Source organism: Pseudomonas persica, from assembly GCF_900291015.1.
Lineage (GTDB): Bacteria > Pseudomonadota > Gammaproteobacteria > Pseudomonadales > Pseudomonadaceae > Aquipseudomonas.
On record NZ_OLKL01000014.1, the window covers coordinates 83,935 to 100,130 of the forward strand.

A 16,196-nucleotide genomic window follows, 5' to 3' on the forward strand; every position below is an offset into this window, starting at 1 on the left:
CAGAACAGAATTCCTCACCTAGACGAATCGACCCCTCCCGAGGTCACGGAGTAGTGCCTTGCTTGTCCGCGAAACCCCCTTGTTCATCGATGGCCCCAGTGGCCAGCTGGAAGCCTTGTACCTGGACGTGGCCAATGCCCGTGGCGTGGTGCTGATCTGCCACCCCAACCCGGTCCAGGGCGGCACCATGCTCAACAAGGTGGTCTCGACCCTGCAACGTACCGCCCGTGACGCCGGTTACGTGACCTTGCGTTTCAACTACCGTGGCGTAGGGCAGAGCGCCGGCACCCACGACATGGGCGCTGGCGAGGTGGCCGATGCCGAGGCCGCTGCGGCCTGGCTGCGTGAAAAACACCTGGGCCTGCCGCTGGTGCTGATGGGCTTCTCGTTCGGCGGCTTCGTTGCCACCAGCCTGGCCGGCCGTCTGGAAGCTGCCGGGGTAGAGCTGCAGCAACTGTTCATGATCGCCCCGGCGGTCATGCGCCTGACGGCGGAGTTTCCGCTGCCGCAGCACTGCCCGATCACCGTGGTGCAGCCGGACGCCGACGAAGTCGTCGCGCCGCAGCTGGTTTACGATTGGTCCGACAGCCTGTCGCGCCCCCATGAGCTGCTGAAAGTGGCAGAATGCGGACACTTCTTCCATGGCAAGCTGACCGATCTGAAGGATCTGCTGCTGCCGCGCCTTTCGAATTGAGCCAAGCCTGAATAAGCGAACACCCATGACCACGCGCATTCTCACCGGTATCACCACCACCGGCACTCCGCACCTGGGCAACTACGCCGGCGCCATCCGCCCGGCGATCCGTGCCAGCCAGGAGCCCGGTGTCGACTCGTTCTACTTCCTGGCCGATTACCATGCCCTGATCAAGTGCGACGACCCGCTGCGCATCCAGCGTTCGCGCCTGGAAATCGCCGCCACCTGGCTGGCCGGTGGTCTCGATCCGGACAAGGTGACCTTCTATCGCCAGTCCGACATCCCGGAAATCCCCGAGCTGACCTGGTTGCTGACCTGCGTCAGCGCCAAGGGCCTGCTCAACCGTGCGCATGCCTACAAGGCCTCGGTGGACAAGAACCTGGAAAACGGCGAAGACCCGGATGCCGGGGTGACCATGGGCCTGTACAGCTATCCAGTGCTGATGGCCGCCGACATCCTGATGTTCAACGCGAACAAGGTGCCGGTCGGCCGAGACCAGATCCAGCACGTGGAAATGGCCCGTGACATCGGTCAGCGCTTCAACCACCTGTTCGGCCAGGGCAAGGACTTCTTCGCCCTGCCGGAGGCGGTGATCGAGGAGAGCGTGGCGACCCTGCCGGGCCTGGACGGGCGCAAGATGTCCAAGAGCTACGACAACACCATCCCGCTGTTCACCAGCGCCAAGGACATGAAAGACGCCATCTCGCGCATCGTCACCGACTCGCGTGCGCCTGGCGAAGCGAAAGACCCGGACAACGCGCACCTGTTCACTCTGTTCCAGGCCTTCTCGACGCCGGCGCAGTGCGCCGAGTTCCGTGAAGAGCTGCTGCAGGGGCTGGGCTGGGGCGAGGCCAAGCAGCGCCTGTTCCAGCTGCTGGACGGCCAGCTGGCCGAGAAACGCGAGTACTACCACCAACTGATCGCCCGCCCAGCGGACCTCGAAGACATTCTGCTGGCTGGCGCCGCCAAGGCCCGCAAGATCGCCACGCCGTTCCTCGAGCAGCTGCGCGAGGCCGTTGGCCTGCGTTCGTTCCGCAGCAGCGTACAGGCCAGCACCGAAGTGAAGAAGAAGGCCGCCAAGAGCGCGCGTTTGGTCAGCTTCCGTGATGAAGACGGCAGCTTCCGCTTCCGCCTGCTGGCCGCCGATGGCGAGCAACTGCTGCTGTCGCGCAGCTTCGCCGACGGCAAGAGCGCCGGCGCCGTGAGCAAGCAGCTGCAGCAAGGTGGCGAGGCGGATGTGCGCGTCGAAGGCTTGGGCTTTAGCCTGTGGCTGAACGGCGAGCAGGTTGCCGACGGGCCGCAGTTCGACAACGCCGAAGCCCGTGATGCAGCCATCGAAAGCCTGCGTGTAGCGCTTCAGCCACAACAAGACTGAGGCATTTCGCCTGTAGGAGCGGGTTTACCCGCGAACACCGGCAAAGCCGGTGCCATCCAGCACTTAGTTGGTCTGGATGAGGCATATTGACGCAAGTCGCATTGCCATTAAGCGGGCCTGTCGCTACAGTGACGGCCCGTTTTTTGTTGCCTCGCTAACGAATCATGACGCCCCTACAACGATATCAAGCAGATCTGAAACGTCCCGACTTCTTCCATGACGCGGCGCAGGAAACTGCGGTGCGTCACCTGCAGCGTCTGTACGACGACCTGGTACACGCGCAGAACAACAAGCCGGGTGTGTTCGGCAAGCTGTTCGGCAAGAAGGAGCAGACCCCGGTCAAGGGCCTGTACTTCTGGGGTGGGGTAGGGCGCGGCAAGACCTACCTGGTCGATACCTTCTTCGAGGCGCTGCCGTTCAAGCAGAAGATGCGCACGCACTTCCACCGCTTCATGAAGCGTGTGCACGAGGAAATGAAAACCCTCAAGGGCGAGAAGAACCCGCTGACCATCATTGCCAAGCGCTTCAGCGACGAAGCCAAGGTGATCTGCTTCGACGAATTCTTCGTGTCGGACATTACCGACGCGATGATCCTCGGCACCCTGATGGAAGAGTTGTTCAAGAACGGTGTATCGCTGGTGGCTACCTCCAACATCGTGCCGGACGGCTTGTACAAGGACGGCCTGCAGCGCGCGCGCTTCCTGCCGGCCATCGCCATGATCAAGCAGTACACCGAGGTGGTGAACGTCGACAGCGGGGTCGACTACCGCCTGCGTCACCTGGAGCAGGCCGAGCTGTACCACTACCCGCTCGATGATGCGGCGCACCAGAGCCTGCGCGCCAGCTTCAAGGCGCTGACCCCTGAGTGCACCCAGGCGGTCGAGAACGATGTGCTGATGATCGAGAATCGCCCGATCAATGCCCTGCGTACCTGTGACGACGTGGCCTGGTTCGACTTCCGTGCCCTGTGCGACGGCCCCCGCAGCCAGAACGACTACATCGAGCTGGGCAAGATCTTCCATGCCGTGCTGTTGAGCAACGTGGAGCAGATGGGCGTCACCACCGACGACATTGCCCGCCGCTTCATCAACATGGTGGACGAATTCTACGACCGCAACGTCAAGCTGATCATCTCGGCCGAGGTGGAGCTGAAGGACCTGTATACCGGTGGGCGGTTGGCCTTCGAGTTCCAGCGCACCCTGAGCCGCTTGCTGGAAATGCAGTCGCACGAGTTCCTGGCGCGGGCGCACAAGCCTTAAGGTTTTCGGGGCCGCTTTGCGCCCCATCGCCGGCAAGCCAGCTCCCACAGGTATTGTGAAGCTTCAAGGCCTGTTCCAACCTGTGGGAGCTGGCTTGCCGGCGATGGGCTGCAAAGCAGCCCGAGAAGGCCTCAAGCCTCCTGCATGAACTGCTGCCGATACTGGTTTGGCGACAACTCGGTGTGCTGGCGGAACAGTCGCGCAAAGAAACTGGCATCGTCATAGCCGACCTCGTAACTGATGGTCTTGATGCTCTTGCGCGTGCTCGACAACAAGCCCTTGGCCGTCTCGATCCTCAACCGTTGCAGGTAGTGCAGCGGTTTGTCCCCCGTCGCGCCCTGGAAGCGGCGCATGAAGTTGCGAATGCTCATGCCGTGGTTGCGAGCCACGTCCTCGAAGCGGAACTTGTCGGCGAAGTGTTCCTCCAGCCAGTGCTGGATCTGCAGGATGATCAGGTCCTGGTGCAGCTTCTGCCCACCGAAGCCCATGCGCCCCGGGGTGTAGTTGCGCTGCACTTCGTAGAGGATGTCGCGGGACACGGCGCGGGCCACGTTGGCGCCGCAGAAACGTTCGATCAGGTAGATGTACAGGTCGCAGGCTGAAGTGGCGCCGCCAGCACAATAGATATTGTCGGCGTCGGTCAGGTGCTTGTCCTGGTTCAGCCGGATCTTCGGGAAGCGTTCGGCAAAGCTGTTGAAGAAGCGCCAGTAGGTAGTCGCTTCCTTGCCGTCGAGCAGGCCGGACTCGGCCAGCCAGAACACACCACTGGCCTCGGCGCACAGCACCGCGCCACGGGCATGCTGTTCACGCAGCCACGGCAGCACCTGTGGATAACGCTGCAGCAGGTTGTCGAAGTCGTCCCAGAAGGCCGGGAGAATGATCACATCGGCGTCTTCCAGACCGCCGTCGACCGGGAGTTGCACATTGCTGAAGCTGTCCACGGGCTGTCCGTCGGGGCTCACCAGGCGGATCTCGAACATGGGCTGCAGGCCCAGGCCCAGCTGTTTGCTGTAGCGCAAGCTGGCGAGGTGGAAGAAATCCTTGGCCTGCATCAAGGTCGAAGCGAATACCTTGTCAATGGCCAGGATGCAGACGCGCCGCAGCGACGCGGAGGGTTGGGTAAACATCATTGTCATTGTTCTTATAGGGTAGAGTGGTCAATCACCGGCTGGATCGTCTTATTTTTTGGCGATTGTGTCTAGCCCGCGAAGCAGCCCCCTTTCGGCTCAAGGCGCCGGGTTCGGCTGCTCCTGGTGAATCGCCTCGATCGCCGCCAGCAGTTCATCACTCAGGTTCAGCTCGAGGCTGGCCAGGTTGCTTTCCAACTGCTCGAGGCTGGTCGCACCAATGATGTTGCTGGTCACGAACGGCTGCCGGGTGACGAACGCCAGGGCCATCTGTGCCGGGGCCAGGCCGTGCTCGCGGGCCAGTTGTACATAGCGGCTGCAGGCCGCAACGGTCTGCGGGTTGGAGTAGCGTGCAAAGCGGCTGAACAGGGTCAAGCGTGCGTTTTCCGGGCGTGCGCCGTTCTCGTATTTGCCGGAAAGCATGCCGAACGCCAGTGGCGAATAGGCCAGCAGGCCGCACTGCTCGCGGATGGCCACTTCCGCCAGGCCCACTTCGAAGCTGCGATTGAGCAGGTTGTACGGGTTCTGGATCGACACTGCCCGCGGCCAGCCGCGGCTTTCGGCCAGTTGCAGGAACTTCATGGTGCCCCACGGCGTTTCGTTGGACAGGCCGACGTGGCGGACTTTGCCCGCGCGCACCTGCTCGTCGAGCACTTCGAGGGTTTCTTCCAGCGGGGTGAAGTGGTCCTGTGGCAGGTGCTGGTAGCCCAGCTTGCCGAAGAAGTTGGTGCTGCGCTCGGGCCAGTGCAGCTGGTACAGGTCGATGCGGTCGGTCTGCAGGCGCTTGAGGCTCTCGTCCAGCGCCGCAACGATGTGCTGGCGGTTGTGCTTGAGCTGGCCGTCGCGGATGTGGCTGATGCCGTTGCCGGGGCCGGCGACCTTGCTGGCCAGCAGCCAGTCGTCGCGATCGCCATTGTCACGGAACCAGTTGCCGATGATGCGCTCGGTGGCGGCGTAGGTTTCGGGGCGGGGCGGCACCGGGTACATCTCGGCGGTGTCGATGAAGTTGACCCCTGCGGCCTTGGCCCGGGCAATCTGCGCGAAGGCCTCGGCCTGAAGGTTCTGCTCACCCCAGGTCATGGTGCCCAGGCACAGGGCGCTGACAGTGAGGTCGGTACGGCCGAGCTGGCGGTATTCCATCGGGTAGACACTCCTTGGCAAATGAAACCCATCAAAGCAGGTTGAAATTTTTCGCGCAATCTGGATAATTCGGCACCTCTCCGTGTGGCGGAAGTGATGCACCACCACGCAGGAAGAACCCCGTCGAACATTGGCGTGCCTGACCCGAGCCCCCAAAGCGTCAGCGTTCGGCTGCGCGCTTGCCCTTGGCAAGCTGTGCACTATCCAGTAAGATTCGCCGTCTATTTTTCGCTGGGCGGCCTCTGAGGCTTTAGAGAATGAAAACTTTTACTGCTAAACCGGAAACAGTAAAGCGCGAGTGGTTCGTAGTCGACGCCGCTGGCCAGACCCTGGGTCGTCTGGCTACCGAAATCGCTAGCCGTCTGCGTGGCAAACACAAACCAGAATACACCCCTCATGTTGACACCGGCGACTACATCGTCGTTATCAATGCTGAACAGGTTCGTGTGACTGGTGCCAAGTCTTCCGACAAGATGTACTACTCCCACTCCGGTTTCCCGGGCGGTATCAAGGAAATCAACTTCGAGAAGTTGATCGCCAAGGCCCCTGAGCGTGTTATCGAAACTGCGGTCAAAGGCATGCTGCCGAAGAACCCGCTGGGTCGCGACATGTACCGCAAGCTGAAAGTGTACGCGGGTGCTGCTCACCCACACACTGCTCAGCAGCCTCAAGAACTGAAGATCTAACGGGATAGTTCATTATGTCGGCGACTCAAAACTACGGCACTGGCCGTCGCAAGACCGCAACCGCTCGCGTATTCCTGCGTCCGGGTACTGGTAACATTTCCATCAACAACCGTTCTCTGGACGTGTTCTTCGGTCGCGAAACCGCTCGCATGGTTGTTCGTCAGCCGCTCGAGCTGACCGAAACCGTCGAGAAGTTCGACATCTACGTCACCGTTTCCGGTGGTGGTGTCAGCGGTCAGGCCGGTGCGATCCGTCACGGTATCACCCGCGCTCTGATGGAATACGACGAAACCCTGCGTGGCGCTCTGCGTCGTGCTGGTTACGTCACCCGCGACGCTCGTGAAGTCGAGCGTAAGAAAGTGGGTCTGCGTAAAGCGCGTAAGCGTCCTCAGTACTCCAAGCGTTAATACCGCTTCGGCAGTCGAAAAAAGCCCGGTTCCTTGGAACCGGGCTTTTTTTATGTCTTGAACTAACCTGTCAGCATGTCCGTGACGACTTGCCGCATAGACGCAGATCAAGCAAAGCGAGGGTTGTAGCCCGTTCCACGGGTAATCACCTTGTCAGTGTGTGGATTTGTTTCTTACCATGGCGGCCAATTTTAGTGGCACAGACATTACCTAAGTACAGGCCAGGTCCAACTGGTCAAGCAAGCTGATGGGAGAGGACTGAATGAGCAATGACGGCGTCAACGCAGGCCGGCGCCGCTTCCTCGTAGCCGCGACATCCGTGGTCGGGGCGGCGGGGGCAGTGGGGGCTGCGGTACCGTTCGTGGGGTCATGGTTTCCCAGTGCCAAGGCGAAAGCCGCGGGTGCACCGGTGAAGGTCAATATCGCCAAGGTCGAGGCCGGGCAGCAGATGGTGGCCGAGTGGCGTGGCCAGCCTGTGTTCATCGTGCGGCGCACGGAGGAGATCCTCGGCAACCTGAAAAAAGTCGTCGATGATCTGGCTGACCCCGAGTCCAAGGCCTCGGTGCAGCCGACCTACGTCGATCCGCAGGTTCGTTCGATCAAGCCGGAAATCCTCATCCTCGTCGGCTTGTGCACGCATCTGGGCTGCTCGCCCACCTTCCGCCCGGAAGTCGCACCCGCCGACCTCGGCCCGAAATGGGTCGGTGGCTATTTCTGCCCGTGCCACGGCTCCCACTACGACCTGGCTGGCCGTGTCTACAAGTCGCAGCCGGCGCCTCTCAACCTGCCCGTGCCACCGCACTCTTACGAGTCGGACGAGATCGTCGTCATCGGCGTTGACCAGGAGAACGCATGATGAGCAAGTTCATGGACTGGATTGATGCTCGCTTCCCCGCCACCAAGATGTGGGAAGACCATCTGAGCAAGTATTACGCGCCCAAGAACTTCAACTTCCTGTACTTCTTCGGCTCCCTGGCGCTGCTGGTGCTGGTCAACCAGATCGTCACCGGTGTGTGGCTGACCATGAGCTTCACGCCCTCGGCGGAAGAGGCGTTTGCCTCGGTCGAGTACATCATGCGTGACGTGGAATACGGCTGGATCCTTCGCTACCTGCACTCCACCGGTGCATCGGCGTTCTTCATCGTGGTCTATCTGCACATGTTCCGCGGTCTGCTCTACGGCTCCTACCAGAAGCCGCGTGAACTGGTGTGGCTGTTCGGCATGCTGATCTACCTGGCGCTGATGGCGGAAGCCTTCATGGGCTACCTGCTGCCGTGGGGGCAGATGTCTTACTGGGGGGCCCAGGTGATCATCTCGCTGTTCGGTGCCATCCCGGTGATCGGTGGCGACCTTACCCAGTGGATCCGTGGTGACTACCTGATCTCGGGCATCACCCTGAATCGCTTCTTCGCCCTGCACGTGGTCGCCCTGCCGATCGTGATTCTCGGCCTGGTGGTGCTGCACATCCTCGCCCTTCACGAAGTGGGTTCGAACAACCCCGATGGCGTCGACATCAAGAAGAAAAAGGACGAAAACGGTATCCCGCTGGACGGTATCCCGTTCCACCCGTACTACACCGTCAAGGACATTGTCGGTGTGGTGGTGTTCCTGTTCGTGTTCTGCGCCGTGGTGTTCTTCTTCCCGGAAATGGGCGGTTACTTCCTGGAGAAACCGAACTTCGAGCAGGCCAACGCCTTCAAGACCCCCGAGCACATTGCGCCTGTGTGGTACTTCACACCGTTCTACGCGATCCTGCGTGCGGTGCCTGACAAGCTGATGGGCGTCATCGCCATGGGGGCGGCCATTGCCGTGCTGTTCGTGCTGCCCTGGCTTGACCGCAGCCCGGTGCGCTCCATGCGCTACAAGGGCTGGATCAGCAAGCTCTTCCTGCTGGTGTTCTGCGTGGCCTTCGTCATCCTCGGCGTGTTGGGCGTACTGGCGCCGACACCTGGGCGTACCTTGCTGTCGCAGGTGTGCACGGTGTTGTACTTCGCCTACTTCCTGCTGATGCCGTTCTACACAAGGCTCGAGAAGACCAAACCGGTTCCGGAAAGGGTGACTGGCTGATGAAAAAGTTGATTGCAGTATTTTTGCTGGCAGTGATGCCTGCCTTTTCCTTCGCGGCCGAGACAGGCCTGGTACTGGACAAGGTCGACATCGACCTGAGTGACAAGGCCGCCATGCAGGACGGTGCGCGTACCTTTGCCAACTATTGCATGGGTTGCCACAGTGCCAAGTTCCAGCGTTACGAGCGGGTGGCCGATGACCTGGGTATTCCCCACGAGCTGATGCTCGAGAAGCTGGTGTTCACCGGTGCCAAGATCGGTGACCACATGCAGGTCGGCATGAAGCCCAGTGACGCCAAGACCTGGTTCGGTGCCGCGCCGCCCGACCTGACCCTGGTGGCCCGGGTGCGTGGCACCGACTGGTTGTACACCTACCTGCGCAGCTTCTATGAGGACCCGTCGCGGCCTTATGGGGTGAACAACAAGGTGTTCCCGAACGTCGGAATGCCTAACGTGCTGGTCGGCCTGCAAGGCAGCCAGGTGGTGGGCTGCAAACAGGTACAGACGGTGACCGATGGCAAGAAGCAATTCGACCCGTTGACCGGCACCCCGATAACCCATGAAGCCTGCGACCAGCTGACCATTACGCCGAATTCCGGTACCCTGACGACTGAGCAGTTCGACGAGAAGGTCAAGAATCTGGTGACCTTCCTGGCCTATTCGGCCAACCCGGTCAAACTGGAAAGCCAGCGCATCGGTACCTACGTGTTGCTGTACCTGGCTTTCTTCTTCGTATTCGCCTACTTGCTCAAGCGTGAATACTGGAAGGACGTGCACTGATCACGCAGTAGTTTCTGGTTGTTGAACGCGCCCGGGGCGCCCTGGCAGAAATGTCGGGGCGCCCCGGGCGCGTTTTCATTTACAGTTGTACAAGCATTCCGTGCGAGGAGCCGCTACATGGGCGCGACCAACAGGTTAGCCTGCTATTCCGACCCCGCTGATCACTATTCTCATCGGGTACGCCTTGTGCTGGCCGAGAAGGGCATCAACGTGCAGGTCATCGATGTCGACCCTGGCCGCCTGCCGCCCAAGCTGGTCGAGGTGAACCCTTACGGCAGCGTGCCGACCCTGGTCGATCGTGACCTGGCGTTGTATGAATCGACCGTGGTGATGGAATACCTCGAGGAGCGTTACCCGCATCCGTCGTTGATGCCGGTATACCCCGTTGCGCGCGGCAACAGCCGTTTGCTGATGCATCGCATCCAGCGCGACTGGTGTGCCTTGGCCGATACCGTGCTCGACCCGCGCAGCAGCGAGGCTGCCCGTGTCGAGGCGCGCAAGGCCTTGCGCGAAAGCCTGACCGGGGTCTCGCCATTGTTCGGCGAGTTCGCCTGTTTCATGAGCGAGGAGCAAAGCCTGGTCGATTGTTGTCTACTGCCCATACTCTGGCGTTTGCCGGTGTTGGGAATCGAGTTGCCGCGGCAAGCCAAGCCGCTGCTGGATTACATGGAGCGGCAGTTCGCCCGCGAGCCTTTCCTGGCGAGCCTGTCCTCTGTAGAACGTGAAATGCGCAAGCTTTAAGGAGCCGTTGATGAACTCCAGTCGCCCCTATCTGGTTCGAGCACTGTACGAGTGGATCGTCGACAACGATTGCACACCCCATATGCTGGTCAATGCCGAATTCCCGAAGGTCCAGGTGCCGGACGGTTTCGCCAGTGATGGCCAGATCGTGTTGAACATTTCGCCAAGCGCCGTGCGCAGCCTGCACATGGACAACGACGCGGTCAGCTTCGAGGGCCGCTTCAGTGGCGTGGCTCACTCGCTGTTCGTACCGGTTGGCGCCATCCTGGGTATCTACGCTCGGGAGAATGGCCAGGGTATGGTCTTCGAGCTGGAGCCGCCGCTGATGGATGACGATGAGCAGCAAGACGATTATGTGCAGCCGGATGACGATGGCCCGCCAGAGGGTGGCGGCCAGCCGCCACGTCCGACTGGCCGACCAAGCCTGAAAGTGGTCAAGTAACAAAAAAGGCGATCCAACCGGATCGCCTTTTTTTTGCCGCCAGCGCGGGGTTACAGGTCGCTGATGGTGCGTACCTGGTCCTTGTTGATGCGGGTGCGCTTGCCGTCCAGTTGCTGGAACTCGTAGAAGCCGGAGTCGGCGTCGAACTTTGGCACATCGACGGTCTGGATTTCGCGGCCGTCGTTGAGGATGATCTGGCTAGGAGTGGAGCAGCCGGCCAGGGTGGCGAAGGTGCCGAACAGCAGGGCGGGCAGCAGAAGCTTTTTCATGCGGTGTTTCCTGGGTATCTGGAAGGATGGAGCATTGTTGTTGCCTGTGTCGGCCTCTTCGCGGGTAAGCCCGCTCCCACAGGGGATACGCTAAACCCTGTGGGGGCGGGTTTACCCGCGAAGAGGCCGGCACAGGCAATCAGTGAATCAGTCGATGTACTCGAACAGCTTGACGATCTTCTGCACGCCCGACACGCCTTGCACCACGGCAGTGGCCGAGTTGGCCTCCTGCTGGGTCACCAGGCCGAGCAGGTAGACGATACCGTTCTCGGTAATCACCTTGATGCGCGAGCTGGGTACGGCATTGTCGGTCAGCATCTGGGCCTTGATCTTGGTGGTCAGCCAGGCGTCGTTGTTGCGCGCCAGGATCGAGGAGGGCTGCATCACCTGCAGCTCGTTGTGCACTTTCTTCACCCGCTGCACCTGGCTGGCAGTCTGCTCGGCGAGGCTCTTGAGGTCGGCGCGCGGGGTCTGGCCGGCCAGCAGGACGATGCCGTTGTAGCTGCTGACAACGATGTGCGAACCTTTGTCCAGGTCAGGGCTGGCCTTGGCGATATTGACCGAGGCCTTGGTTTCGATCAGCGAATCGTCGATCTTGCTGCCGATGGTGCGGGTGCCGCGATCATCTTCGATCGGCGAATTGCGGGTAGAGGTCAGTACCGAGCTGCAACCAGTGACGCTCAGGCACAGGGTCAGGGCCATCAGGCCGAGGCGCATAGGGGTCATTCTTCACTCCCGAACAGTTGGCTGTCGATCAGATCACACAGGCAGTGGATCGCCAGCAGGTGGACTTCCTGGATGCGTGCGGTAACCGTCGAAGGTACGCGGATTTCCACGTCTTCGGGCAGCAGCAGCGAAGCCATGCCGCCGCCGTCGCGGCCAGTCAATGCTACGACAATCATTTCGCGGTCATGTGCGGCCTGGATCGCCTGGATCACGTTGGCCGAGTTGCCGCTGGTGGAAATCGCCAGCAGAACGTCGCCGGGCTGGCCCAGGGCGCGGATCTGCTTGGAAAAGACTTCGTTGTAGCTATAGTCGTTGGCGATCGAGGTCAGGGTCGAGCTGTCGGTGGTCAGCGCGATGGCCGGCAGGCTTGGGCGTTCGCGCTCGAAGCGGTTGAGCAGCTCCGAGGAAAAATGCTGAGCATCGCCGGCCGAGCCGCCGTTGCCGCAGGCGAGCATCTTGCCCTCGTTGAGCAGCGCGTTGACCATGACCAGGCTGGCCTGCTCGATGTGCGGTGCCAGGATGTCCATTGCCTGTTGCTTGGTATCGATGCTGGCCTGGAACAGCCGGCGAATTCGGGATTGCATGTCCATCTGGTGACCTTAAGTGGGGCGGTGGCCTTTGCTACGCGCAACAACGACCAGCCCGCGAAACATAGAGCAAAAAAATCGGAGTGGGTTCAGCATTCGAAGGCGTTTTTCAGCCATTGAAGCGGTTTGCCTGCATGGTGGCTGCCCTGCAGGGCGACTACGTCGAAGCGGCAGGGGTGGTTGCTCCAGTGGGGCTCCTTCTGCAGGAACAGGCTGGCAGCGAGCACCAACCGTTTCTGCTTGCGCCCGTCGATACTGCCGAGGGCGCCACCGAAGCCCGCGTGCCACCGGTAGCGGACTTCGACGAATACTACTGTATCGGCGTCGAGCATGACCAGATCAAGCTCACCGCCTTTGCATCGCCAGTTGCGCGCCAGCAGCTGCAGGCCCTGCCCTTGAAGGTACTCAAGGGCGTGGTTTTCTGCTGCCTGCCCGGCGCTGGTGGGCGACGCTGCTGCCATCAGCGTGCGGTGTCAGGCAGGCGCCGGACCTGGCCGCCGGCGAACTCGGCCCAAGGCAGCTGGCGCTCTACACGCTGGTTGGCGTTCATGCTCAGGCTGCCCGAAAGGCCCAGCACGCGGTTGTCCGGCAGCGCTTTCAACTGGCCCAGGCGCGGCGCCAGGCTGTAGGCATCGACGCCCATGGCATACAGGCGGCCCAGGCTACCGGCGGCTTGCGGCCACTGCTGCACTACCTGCTGGCGCAGGCTGTTGCTGGTGTCAAGCAGCCACGGCGTTTCGCAGAAGCGGATGCCGTTCATGTCGTTGTACTGGTTGACGTCACCGCTGGCGCTATACAGGTTCGAGGTGGCGTAGACCGGTACGTCACCGGCGTACTGGAAGTTCAGGGTCGGCTTGATCTGCTGGGCCTGTTGCGGGGTCGAGGCGAGGAAGATGAAGTCGATGTCCTGGCGGCGCGATGGCTGTGCGGCGATGCTGCCGCCTACCGTGCTCTGCAGGCTCTTGGCGCGGCCTTCGCTCTGGCGCAGCTGGAACAGGTCGGCAATCTGCTGGGCCAGGGCGACCGGCTGGGCGATGCGCTCGGCGGCGAGCAGGGTGCCACCGTTGCCTTCCCAGTCCTGGCGGAAGGCGGCAAGCACGCGGTCGCCCCATTCGCCGCTCGGCACCAGGGCTACGGCGCGGACCATGCCATCGGCGCGGGCGCGGCGGGCTACTTCGCGGGCTTCGTCTTCGGCAGCCAGGCCAAACTGGAACAGCTGCGGCGGAGCCTTCTGGCCGGCGTCGGCGTAGTTCAGGGCCAGGGTGGTGATCGGCAGTTGCGGCTTGGCGGCCAGTTGCTTGACCAGCGGTTTTTCCAGCGGCCCGATGACCAGCTGTACGCCAGCGGCCTGGGCCTGGCGATAGAAGTCGTCGAGCGAGCCGATACGCGAACTGTCGAATACCTGCACGGCTGGCGCCTGCTGGCCGGCTTGCTGGGCCTGGAAGTGTGCAGCCATGAAGCCGTCACGCAGGGCGCGGGCAACACCGGCCAGCGGGCCTTCCTGAGGTAGCAGCAGGGCAATTTTGGTCAGTGGCTGGCTGGCCAGCTCCTTGAGCTTGGTCAGTGCCAGCGGCAGTTGCTGGGCGGCCGGGTGGTCCGGGTGCTGCTTGACCCAGGCTTCGATAGCCGCTTGCTGCTGCTCCAGGGTGCCGGCGCTTTTTACCGCGAAGGCCAGGCTGGTCCAGCCGGCCAGGGTCTGGTCGTTGCCTGGCTGCTGCAGTTGCTCTGCCGGCAGCGAGGCGACCAGGGCCCAGATAGCGTCATTGTTGGTGCTGGCGGCCTGGCCGCTGAGCAGCGGGGCCAGCAGCACGCGCTGGTGTGCAGCGGCCAGGGCCTGGCCATCGGCTTCGAGGGCAGCTGCGTGCACGCTGTAGGTACGCGCTTGCTGTTCTTCCGGCAGTTCGGCGACGCGTTGCAGGCTGGGGTGCGCCAGGGCGGTCAGGGCCGCCTTGGGCTGGTTGCGGCTCATCGCCAGCTCGGCGCCGAGGGTGCTGGCGAACACTTGCTGGGCCGGCTTGAGCGTGTCCAGCGGCACCTGCTCGAGGATGCGTGCGGCGCGTGGGAAGTCCTTCTGCTTGTAGGCCAGGTCGGCTGCGCTCAGGCGCAGCAGGGCGGCGTCTTCCGCAGACTTGCTGGAAGCAGCCTTTTCGAGCAGTTGCTCGATGCTGGCGTCCGGGGTGCGTGGCAGTTCGCCCAGGCTGGATGAGGGCGAGCTGGCGCAGGCTGCCAGCAGGGCGGCAAGGCAGAGGGCTGTGAACAGCCGCAGGCAAGCGATCATGTAAAGGTCCTGTTACTCGATCAAGGTGGCCGGCAATTGTACCCAAGCGCTGGCCGGGGCGCGATGTTGCCGTGTCGATCCTTCACTATAGGTGGCCTGCCATCGGTCGTCGGCGAAGTTCTTTGCGCCCTGTTGCAGGCGCTCGGGCTACAATGGCGCCTTTGATCCGAACGACAGGTGTGCGCAGTGACTGATGTGGCAGGGGCTTCGAAATCCACCGTGGGGACGCTGTATGTGGTCGCAACCCCCATCGGCAACCTCGACGACATGAGCGCCCGGGCGCTGAAGGTGCTGGCGGACGTGGCCCTGATTGCGGCGGAAGATACCCGTCATTCGATCCGCCTGCTGCAGCACTTCGGTATCGACACGCCGCTGGCGGCCTGCCATGAGCACAACGAGCGTGACGAGGGCGGGCGTTTTCTCACCAAACTGCTGGCGGGTGAGAGTGTGGCGTTGGTCTCCGATGCCGGCACGCCGCTGATTTCCGATCCGGGCTACCACCTGGTGCGCCAGGCGCGGGCTGCGGGGGTGAACGTGGTGCCGGTGCCGGGCGCCTGCGCATTGATCGCTGCACTGTCGGCGGCCGGCCTGCCGTCGGACCGCTTCATCTTCGAGGGCTTCCTGCCGGCCAAGGCGGCGGGGCGCCGGGCGCGCCTGGAGCAGGTAAAGGAAGAACCGCGCACGCTGATCTTCTATGAGGCCCCGCACCGTATCCTGGAATGCCTTGAAGACATGGAGGCGGTATTCGGTGGCGAGCGCCCGGCGCTGTTGGCGCGCGAGCTGACCAAGACCTTCGAGACCCTCAAGGGCCTGCCCCTGGCCGAGCTGCGCGCGTTCGTTGCCGGTGACAGTAACCAGCAGCGCGGTGAGTGCGTGGTGCTGGTCGGTGGCTGGAGTGCGCCGGAGGGCGAGCAGGCGATCAGTGCCGAGGCGCAGCGGGTACTCGACCTGTTGCTGGCCGAGCTGCCGCTCAAGCGGGCGGCGGCGCTGGCCGCGGAAATTACCGGGGTGCGCAAGAACCTGCTGTATCAACTTGCCCTGGAAAAGCAGAAAACCGAGTAGTGGCAAATTGATATAAATACCGGTATTGCTTGTTCTCGGGCGCGCGTGCCGTTAATCTTGGCGGCGGAGAGTCGATCGGACAGTCGCTGCCTGCTTTTGTTCCGCAATAGCAGGGGGAGGAAAGTCCGGGCTCCATAGGGCAGAGTGCCAGGTAACGCCTGGGAGGCGCGAGCCTACGGAAAGTGCCACAGAAAATAACCGCCTAAGCACTTCGGTGCCGGTAAGGGTGAAAAGGTGCGGTAAGAGCGCACCGCACGGCTGGCAACAGTTCGTGGCTAGGTAAACCCCACTCGGAGCAAGACCAAATAGGGTTCCATCAGGCGTGGCCCGCGTCGGAACCGGGTAGGTTGCTAGAGGCGTCCAGTGATGGCCGTCGTAGAGGAATGACTGTCCTCGACAAAACCCGGCTTACAGATCGACTCTCCACCTTTCCTTCCCTGCTTGATTCGATAGCAGATGCCCGTTGGTAATACCGAAAAAATCTTACTCTTGATAAATCACTTTAAGTTCGAACTCCATTCGCTTGGGTGGGTTTGATTTTTCTCGTGTTTTTCTCT

The 16,196-nt window shown here is 62.0% G+C and carries 18 protein-coding genes and 1 other RNA gene; 12 read left to right on the forward strand and 7 right to left on the reverse strand.

Features of this window, described 5'->3' with window-relative positions:
• Positions 1 to 58: 58 nt before the first annotated feature.
• From FQ664_RS07100 to zapE, 3 genes are all read left to right on the forward strand, one after another.
• The gene (locus FQ664_RS07100; protein WP_144171150.1) at positions 59 to 694 is read left to right on the forward strand and encodes an alpha/beta hydrolase; all 636 of its coding nucleotides are present in this window, start codon (positions 59 to 61) and stop codon (positions 692 to 694) included.
• A gap of 25 nt (positions 695 to 719) precedes the next feature.
• Positions 720 to 2,069 (forward strand): tryptophan--tRNA ligase, encoded by a 1,350-nt coding sequence (locus tag FQ664_RS07105; protein ID WP_144171152.1) that lies wholly within the window; start codon positions 720 to 722, stop codon positions 2,067 to 2,069.
• Positions 2,070 to 2,233: 164 nt separating this feature from the next.
• A complete protein-coding gene (gene zapE / locus FQ664_RS07110; protein ID WP_144171154.1) occupies positions 2,234 to 3,328 on the forward strand; it encodes a cell division protein ZapE in 1,095 nt (364 codons plus the stop codon).
• 131 nt (positions 3,329 to 3,459) lie between these two features.
• Here the strand turns inward: zapE and FQ664_RS07115 are convergent, their stop codons facing one another.
• Together FQ664_RS07115 and FQ664_RS07120 are read right to left on the reverse strand one after the other, a co-directional pair.
• On the reverse strand, positions 3,460 to 4,380 hold the full coding sequence (locus tag FQ664_RS07115) for a GlxA family transcriptional regulator (RefSeq protein ID WP_178090958.1): 921 nt from the start codon (positions 4,378 to 4,380) through the stop codon (positions 3,460 to 3,462).
• Positions 4,381 to 4,554: 174 nt separating this feature from the next.
• Entirely contained in the window at positions 4,555 to 5,595 is a 1,041-nt protein-coding gene (locus FQ664_RS07120; RefSeq protein ID WP_144171156.1) for an NADP(H)-dependent aldo-keto reductase, read from the reverse strand.
• Positions 5,596 to 5,852: 257 nt separating this feature from the next.
• Between FQ664_RS07120 and rplM the strand changes: the two genes are divergently transcribed.
• The 7 genes from rplM (at position 5,853) to FQ664_RS07155 (ending at position 10,717) form a co-directional block, all read left to right on the forward strand.
• Complete coding sequence (rplM, locus tag FQ664_RS07125) at positions 5,853 to 6,281, forward strand: 50S ribosomal protein L13 (protein ID WP_003260798.1); 429 nt, start codon at positions 5,853 to 5,855, stop codon at positions 6,279 to 6,281.
• 14 nt (positions 6,282 to 6,295) lie between these two features.
• Positions 6,296 to 6,688: a 30S ribosomal protein S9 gene (gene rpsI, locus FQ664_RS07130; RefSeq protein ID WP_003260797.1), complete on the forward strand. Its 393-nt coding sequence runs from the start codon at positions 6,296 to 6,298 to the stop codon at positions 6,686 to 6,688.
• A 262-nt stretch (positions 6,689 to 6,950) separates the two neighbouring features.
• A complete protein-coding gene (gene petA, locus FQ664_RS07135; RefSeq protein WP_144171158.1) occupies positions 6,951 to 7,544 on the forward strand; it encodes a ubiquinol-cytochrome c reductase iron-sulfur subunit in 594 nt (197 codons plus the stop codon).
• A complete protein-coding gene (locus tag FQ664_RS07140; RefSeq protein ID WP_025340560.1) occupies positions 7,544 to 8,755 on the forward strand; it encodes a cytochrome b in 1,212 nt (403 codons plus the stop codon). The genes petA and FQ664_RS07140 overlap by 1 nt, the downstream gene beginning before the upstream one ends.
• A complete protein-coding gene (locus tag FQ664_RS07145) occupies positions 8,755 to 9,534 on the forward strand; it encodes a cytochrome c1 (protein WP_144171160.1) in 780 nt (259 codons plus the stop codon). Before FQ664_RS07140 ends, FQ664_RS07145 begins: the two co-directional genes overlap by 1 nt.
• A 117-nt stretch (positions 9,535 to 9,651) precedes the next feature.
• The gene (locus FQ664_RS07150; protein WP_144171162.1) at positions 9,652 to 10,275 is read left to right on the forward strand and encodes a glutathione S-transferase N-terminal domain-containing protein; all 624 of its coding nucleotides are present in this window, start codon (positions 9,652 to 9,654) and stop codon (positions 10,273 to 10,275) included.
• A gap of 10 nt (positions 10,276 to 10,285) precedes the next feature.
• A complete protein-coding gene (locus FQ664_RS07155) occupies positions 10,286 to 10,717 on the forward strand; it encodes a ClpXP protease specificity-enhancing factor (RefSeq protein WP_144171164.1) in 432 nt (143 codons plus the stop codon).
• 50 nt (positions 10,718 to 10,767) lie between these two features.
• On the opposite strand, the gene FQ664_RS07160 is transcribed toward FQ664_RS07155, so the two are convergent.
• From FQ664_RS07160 to FQ664_RS07180, 5 genes are all read right to left on the reverse strand, one after another.
• On the reverse strand, positions 10,768 to 10,986 hold the full coding sequence (locus FQ664_RS07160) for a YgdI/YgdR family lipoprotein (RefSeq protein ID WP_144171166.1): 219 nt from the start codon (positions 10,984 to 10,986) through the stop codon (positions 10,768 to 10,770).
• 147 nt (positions 10,987 to 11,133) lie between these two features.
• Positions 11,134 to 11,712: a BON domain-containing protein gene (locus FQ664_RS07165; protein ID WP_063913315.1), complete on the reverse strand. Its 579-nt coding sequence runs from the start codon at positions 11,710 to 11,712 to the stop codon at positions 11,134 to 11,136.
• On the reverse strand, positions 11,709 to 12,302 hold the full coding sequence (locus FQ664_RS07170) for a phosphoheptose isomerase (RefSeq protein ID WP_012274070.1): 594 nt from the start codon (positions 12,300 to 12,302) through the stop codon (positions 11,709 to 11,711). Before FQ664_RS07170 ends, FQ664_RS07165 begins: the two co-directional genes overlap by 4 nt.
• Before the next feature lie 86 nt (positions 12,303 to 12,388).
• Complete coding sequence (locus tag FQ664_RS07175; protein ID WP_144171168.1) at positions 12,389 to 12,760, reverse strand: YraN family protein; 372 nt, start codon at positions 12,758 to 12,760, stop codon at positions 12,389 to 12,391.
• Positions 12,760 to 14,577 carry a penicillin-binding protein activator gene (locus tag FQ664_RS07180; RefSeq protein ID WP_144171170.1) on the reverse strand — a complete coding sequence of 606 codons (1,818 nt, stop codon included), beginning with the start codon at positions 14,575 to 14,577 and terminating at the stop codon, positions 12,760 to 12,762. The genes FQ664_RS07175 and FQ664_RS07180 overlap by 1 nt, the downstream gene beginning before the upstream one ends.
• A 186-nt stretch (positions 14,578 to 14,763) precedes the next feature.
• On the opposite strand from FQ664_RS07180, the gene rsmI reads away from it, so the two are divergent.
• Both rsmI and rnpB read left to right on the forward strand, forming a co-directional pair.
• On the forward strand, positions 14,764 to 15,639 hold the full coding sequence (gene rsmI, locus FQ664_RS07185) for a 16S rRNA (cytidine(1402)-2'-O)-methyltransferase (protein WP_144171172.1): 876 nt from the start codon (positions 14,764 to 14,766) through the stop codon (positions 15,637 to 15,639).
• Positions 15,640 to 15,706: 67 nt separating this feature from the next.
• Positions 15,707 to 16,066, forward strand: an RNA gene (gene rnpB, locus FQ664_RS07190) — RNase P RNA component class A.
• Positions 16,067 to 16,196: the final 130 nt, after the last annotated feature.

What these genes read in the sequence shown, in the direction of transcription:
- FQ664_RS07105 (WP_144171152.1), top strand. Translation starts at nt 720, where the DNA reads ATGACCACGCGCATTCTCACCGGTATCACCACCACCGGCACTCCGCAC.
- zapE (WP_144171154.1), top strand. Translation starts at nt 2,234, where the DNA reads ATGACGCCCCTACAACGATATCAAGCAGATCTGAAACGTCCCGACTTC.
- FQ664_RS07115 (WP_178090958.1), bottom strand. Translation starts at nt 4,380, where the DNA reads ATGCAGGCCAAGGATTTCTTCCACCTCGCCAGCTTGCGCTACAGCAAA.
- FQ664_RS07120 (WP_144171156.1), bottom strand. Translation starts at nt 5,595, where the DNA reads ATGGAATACCGCCAGCTCGGCCGTACCGACCTCACTGTCAGCGCCCTG.
- rplM (WP_003260798.1), top strand. Translation starts at nt 5,853, where the DNA reads ATGAAAACTTTTACTGCTAAACCGGAAACAGTAAAGCGCGAGTGGTTC.
- rpsI (WP_003260797.1), top strand. Translation starts at nt 6,296, where the DNA reads ATGTCGGCGACTCAAAACTACGGCACTGGCCGTCGCAAGACCGCAACC.
- petA (WP_144171158.1), top strand. Translation starts at nt 6,951, where the DNA reads ATGAGCAATGACGGCGTCAACGCAGGCCGGCGCCGCTTCCTCGTAGCC.
- FQ664_RS07140 (WP_025340560.1), top strand. Translation starts at nt 7,544, where the DNA reads ATGAGCAAGTTCATGGACTGGATTGATGCTCGCTTCCCCGCCACCAAG.
- FQ664_RS07145 (WP_144171160.1), top strand. Translation starts at nt 8,755, where the DNA reads ATGAAAAAGTTGATTGCAGTATTTTTGCTGGCAGTGATGCCTGCCTTT.
- FQ664_RS07150 (WP_144171162.1), top strand. Translation starts at nt 9,652, where the DNA reads ATGGGCGCGACCAACAGGTTAGCCTGCTATTCCGACCCCGCTGATCAC.
- FQ664_RS07155 (WP_144171164.1), top strand. Translation starts at nt 10,286, where the DNA reads ATGAACTCCAGTCGCCCCTATCTGGTTCGAGCACTGTACGAGTGGATC.
- FQ664_RS07160 (WP_144171166.1), bottom strand. Translation starts at nt 10,986, where the DNA reads ATGAAAAAGCTTCTGCTGCCCGCCCTGCTGTTCGGCACCTTCGCCACC.
- FQ664_RS07165 (WP_063913315.1), bottom strand. Translation starts at nt 11,712, where the DNA reads ATGACCCCTATGCGCCTCGGCCTGATGGCCCTGACCCTGTGCCTGAGC.
- FQ664_RS07170 (WP_012274070.1), bottom strand. Translation starts at nt 12,302, where the DNA reads ATGGACATGCAATCCCGAATTCGCCGGCTGTTCCAGGCCAGCATCGAT.
- FQ664_RS07175 (WP_144171168.1), bottom strand. Translation starts at nt 12,760, where the DNA reads ATGGCAGCAGCGTCGCCCACCAGCGCCGGGCAGGCAGCAGAAAACCAC.
- FQ664_RS07180 (WP_144171170.1), bottom strand. Translation starts at nt 14,577, where the DNA reads ATGATCGCTTGCCTGCGGCTGTTCACAGCCCTCTGCCTTGCCGCCCTG.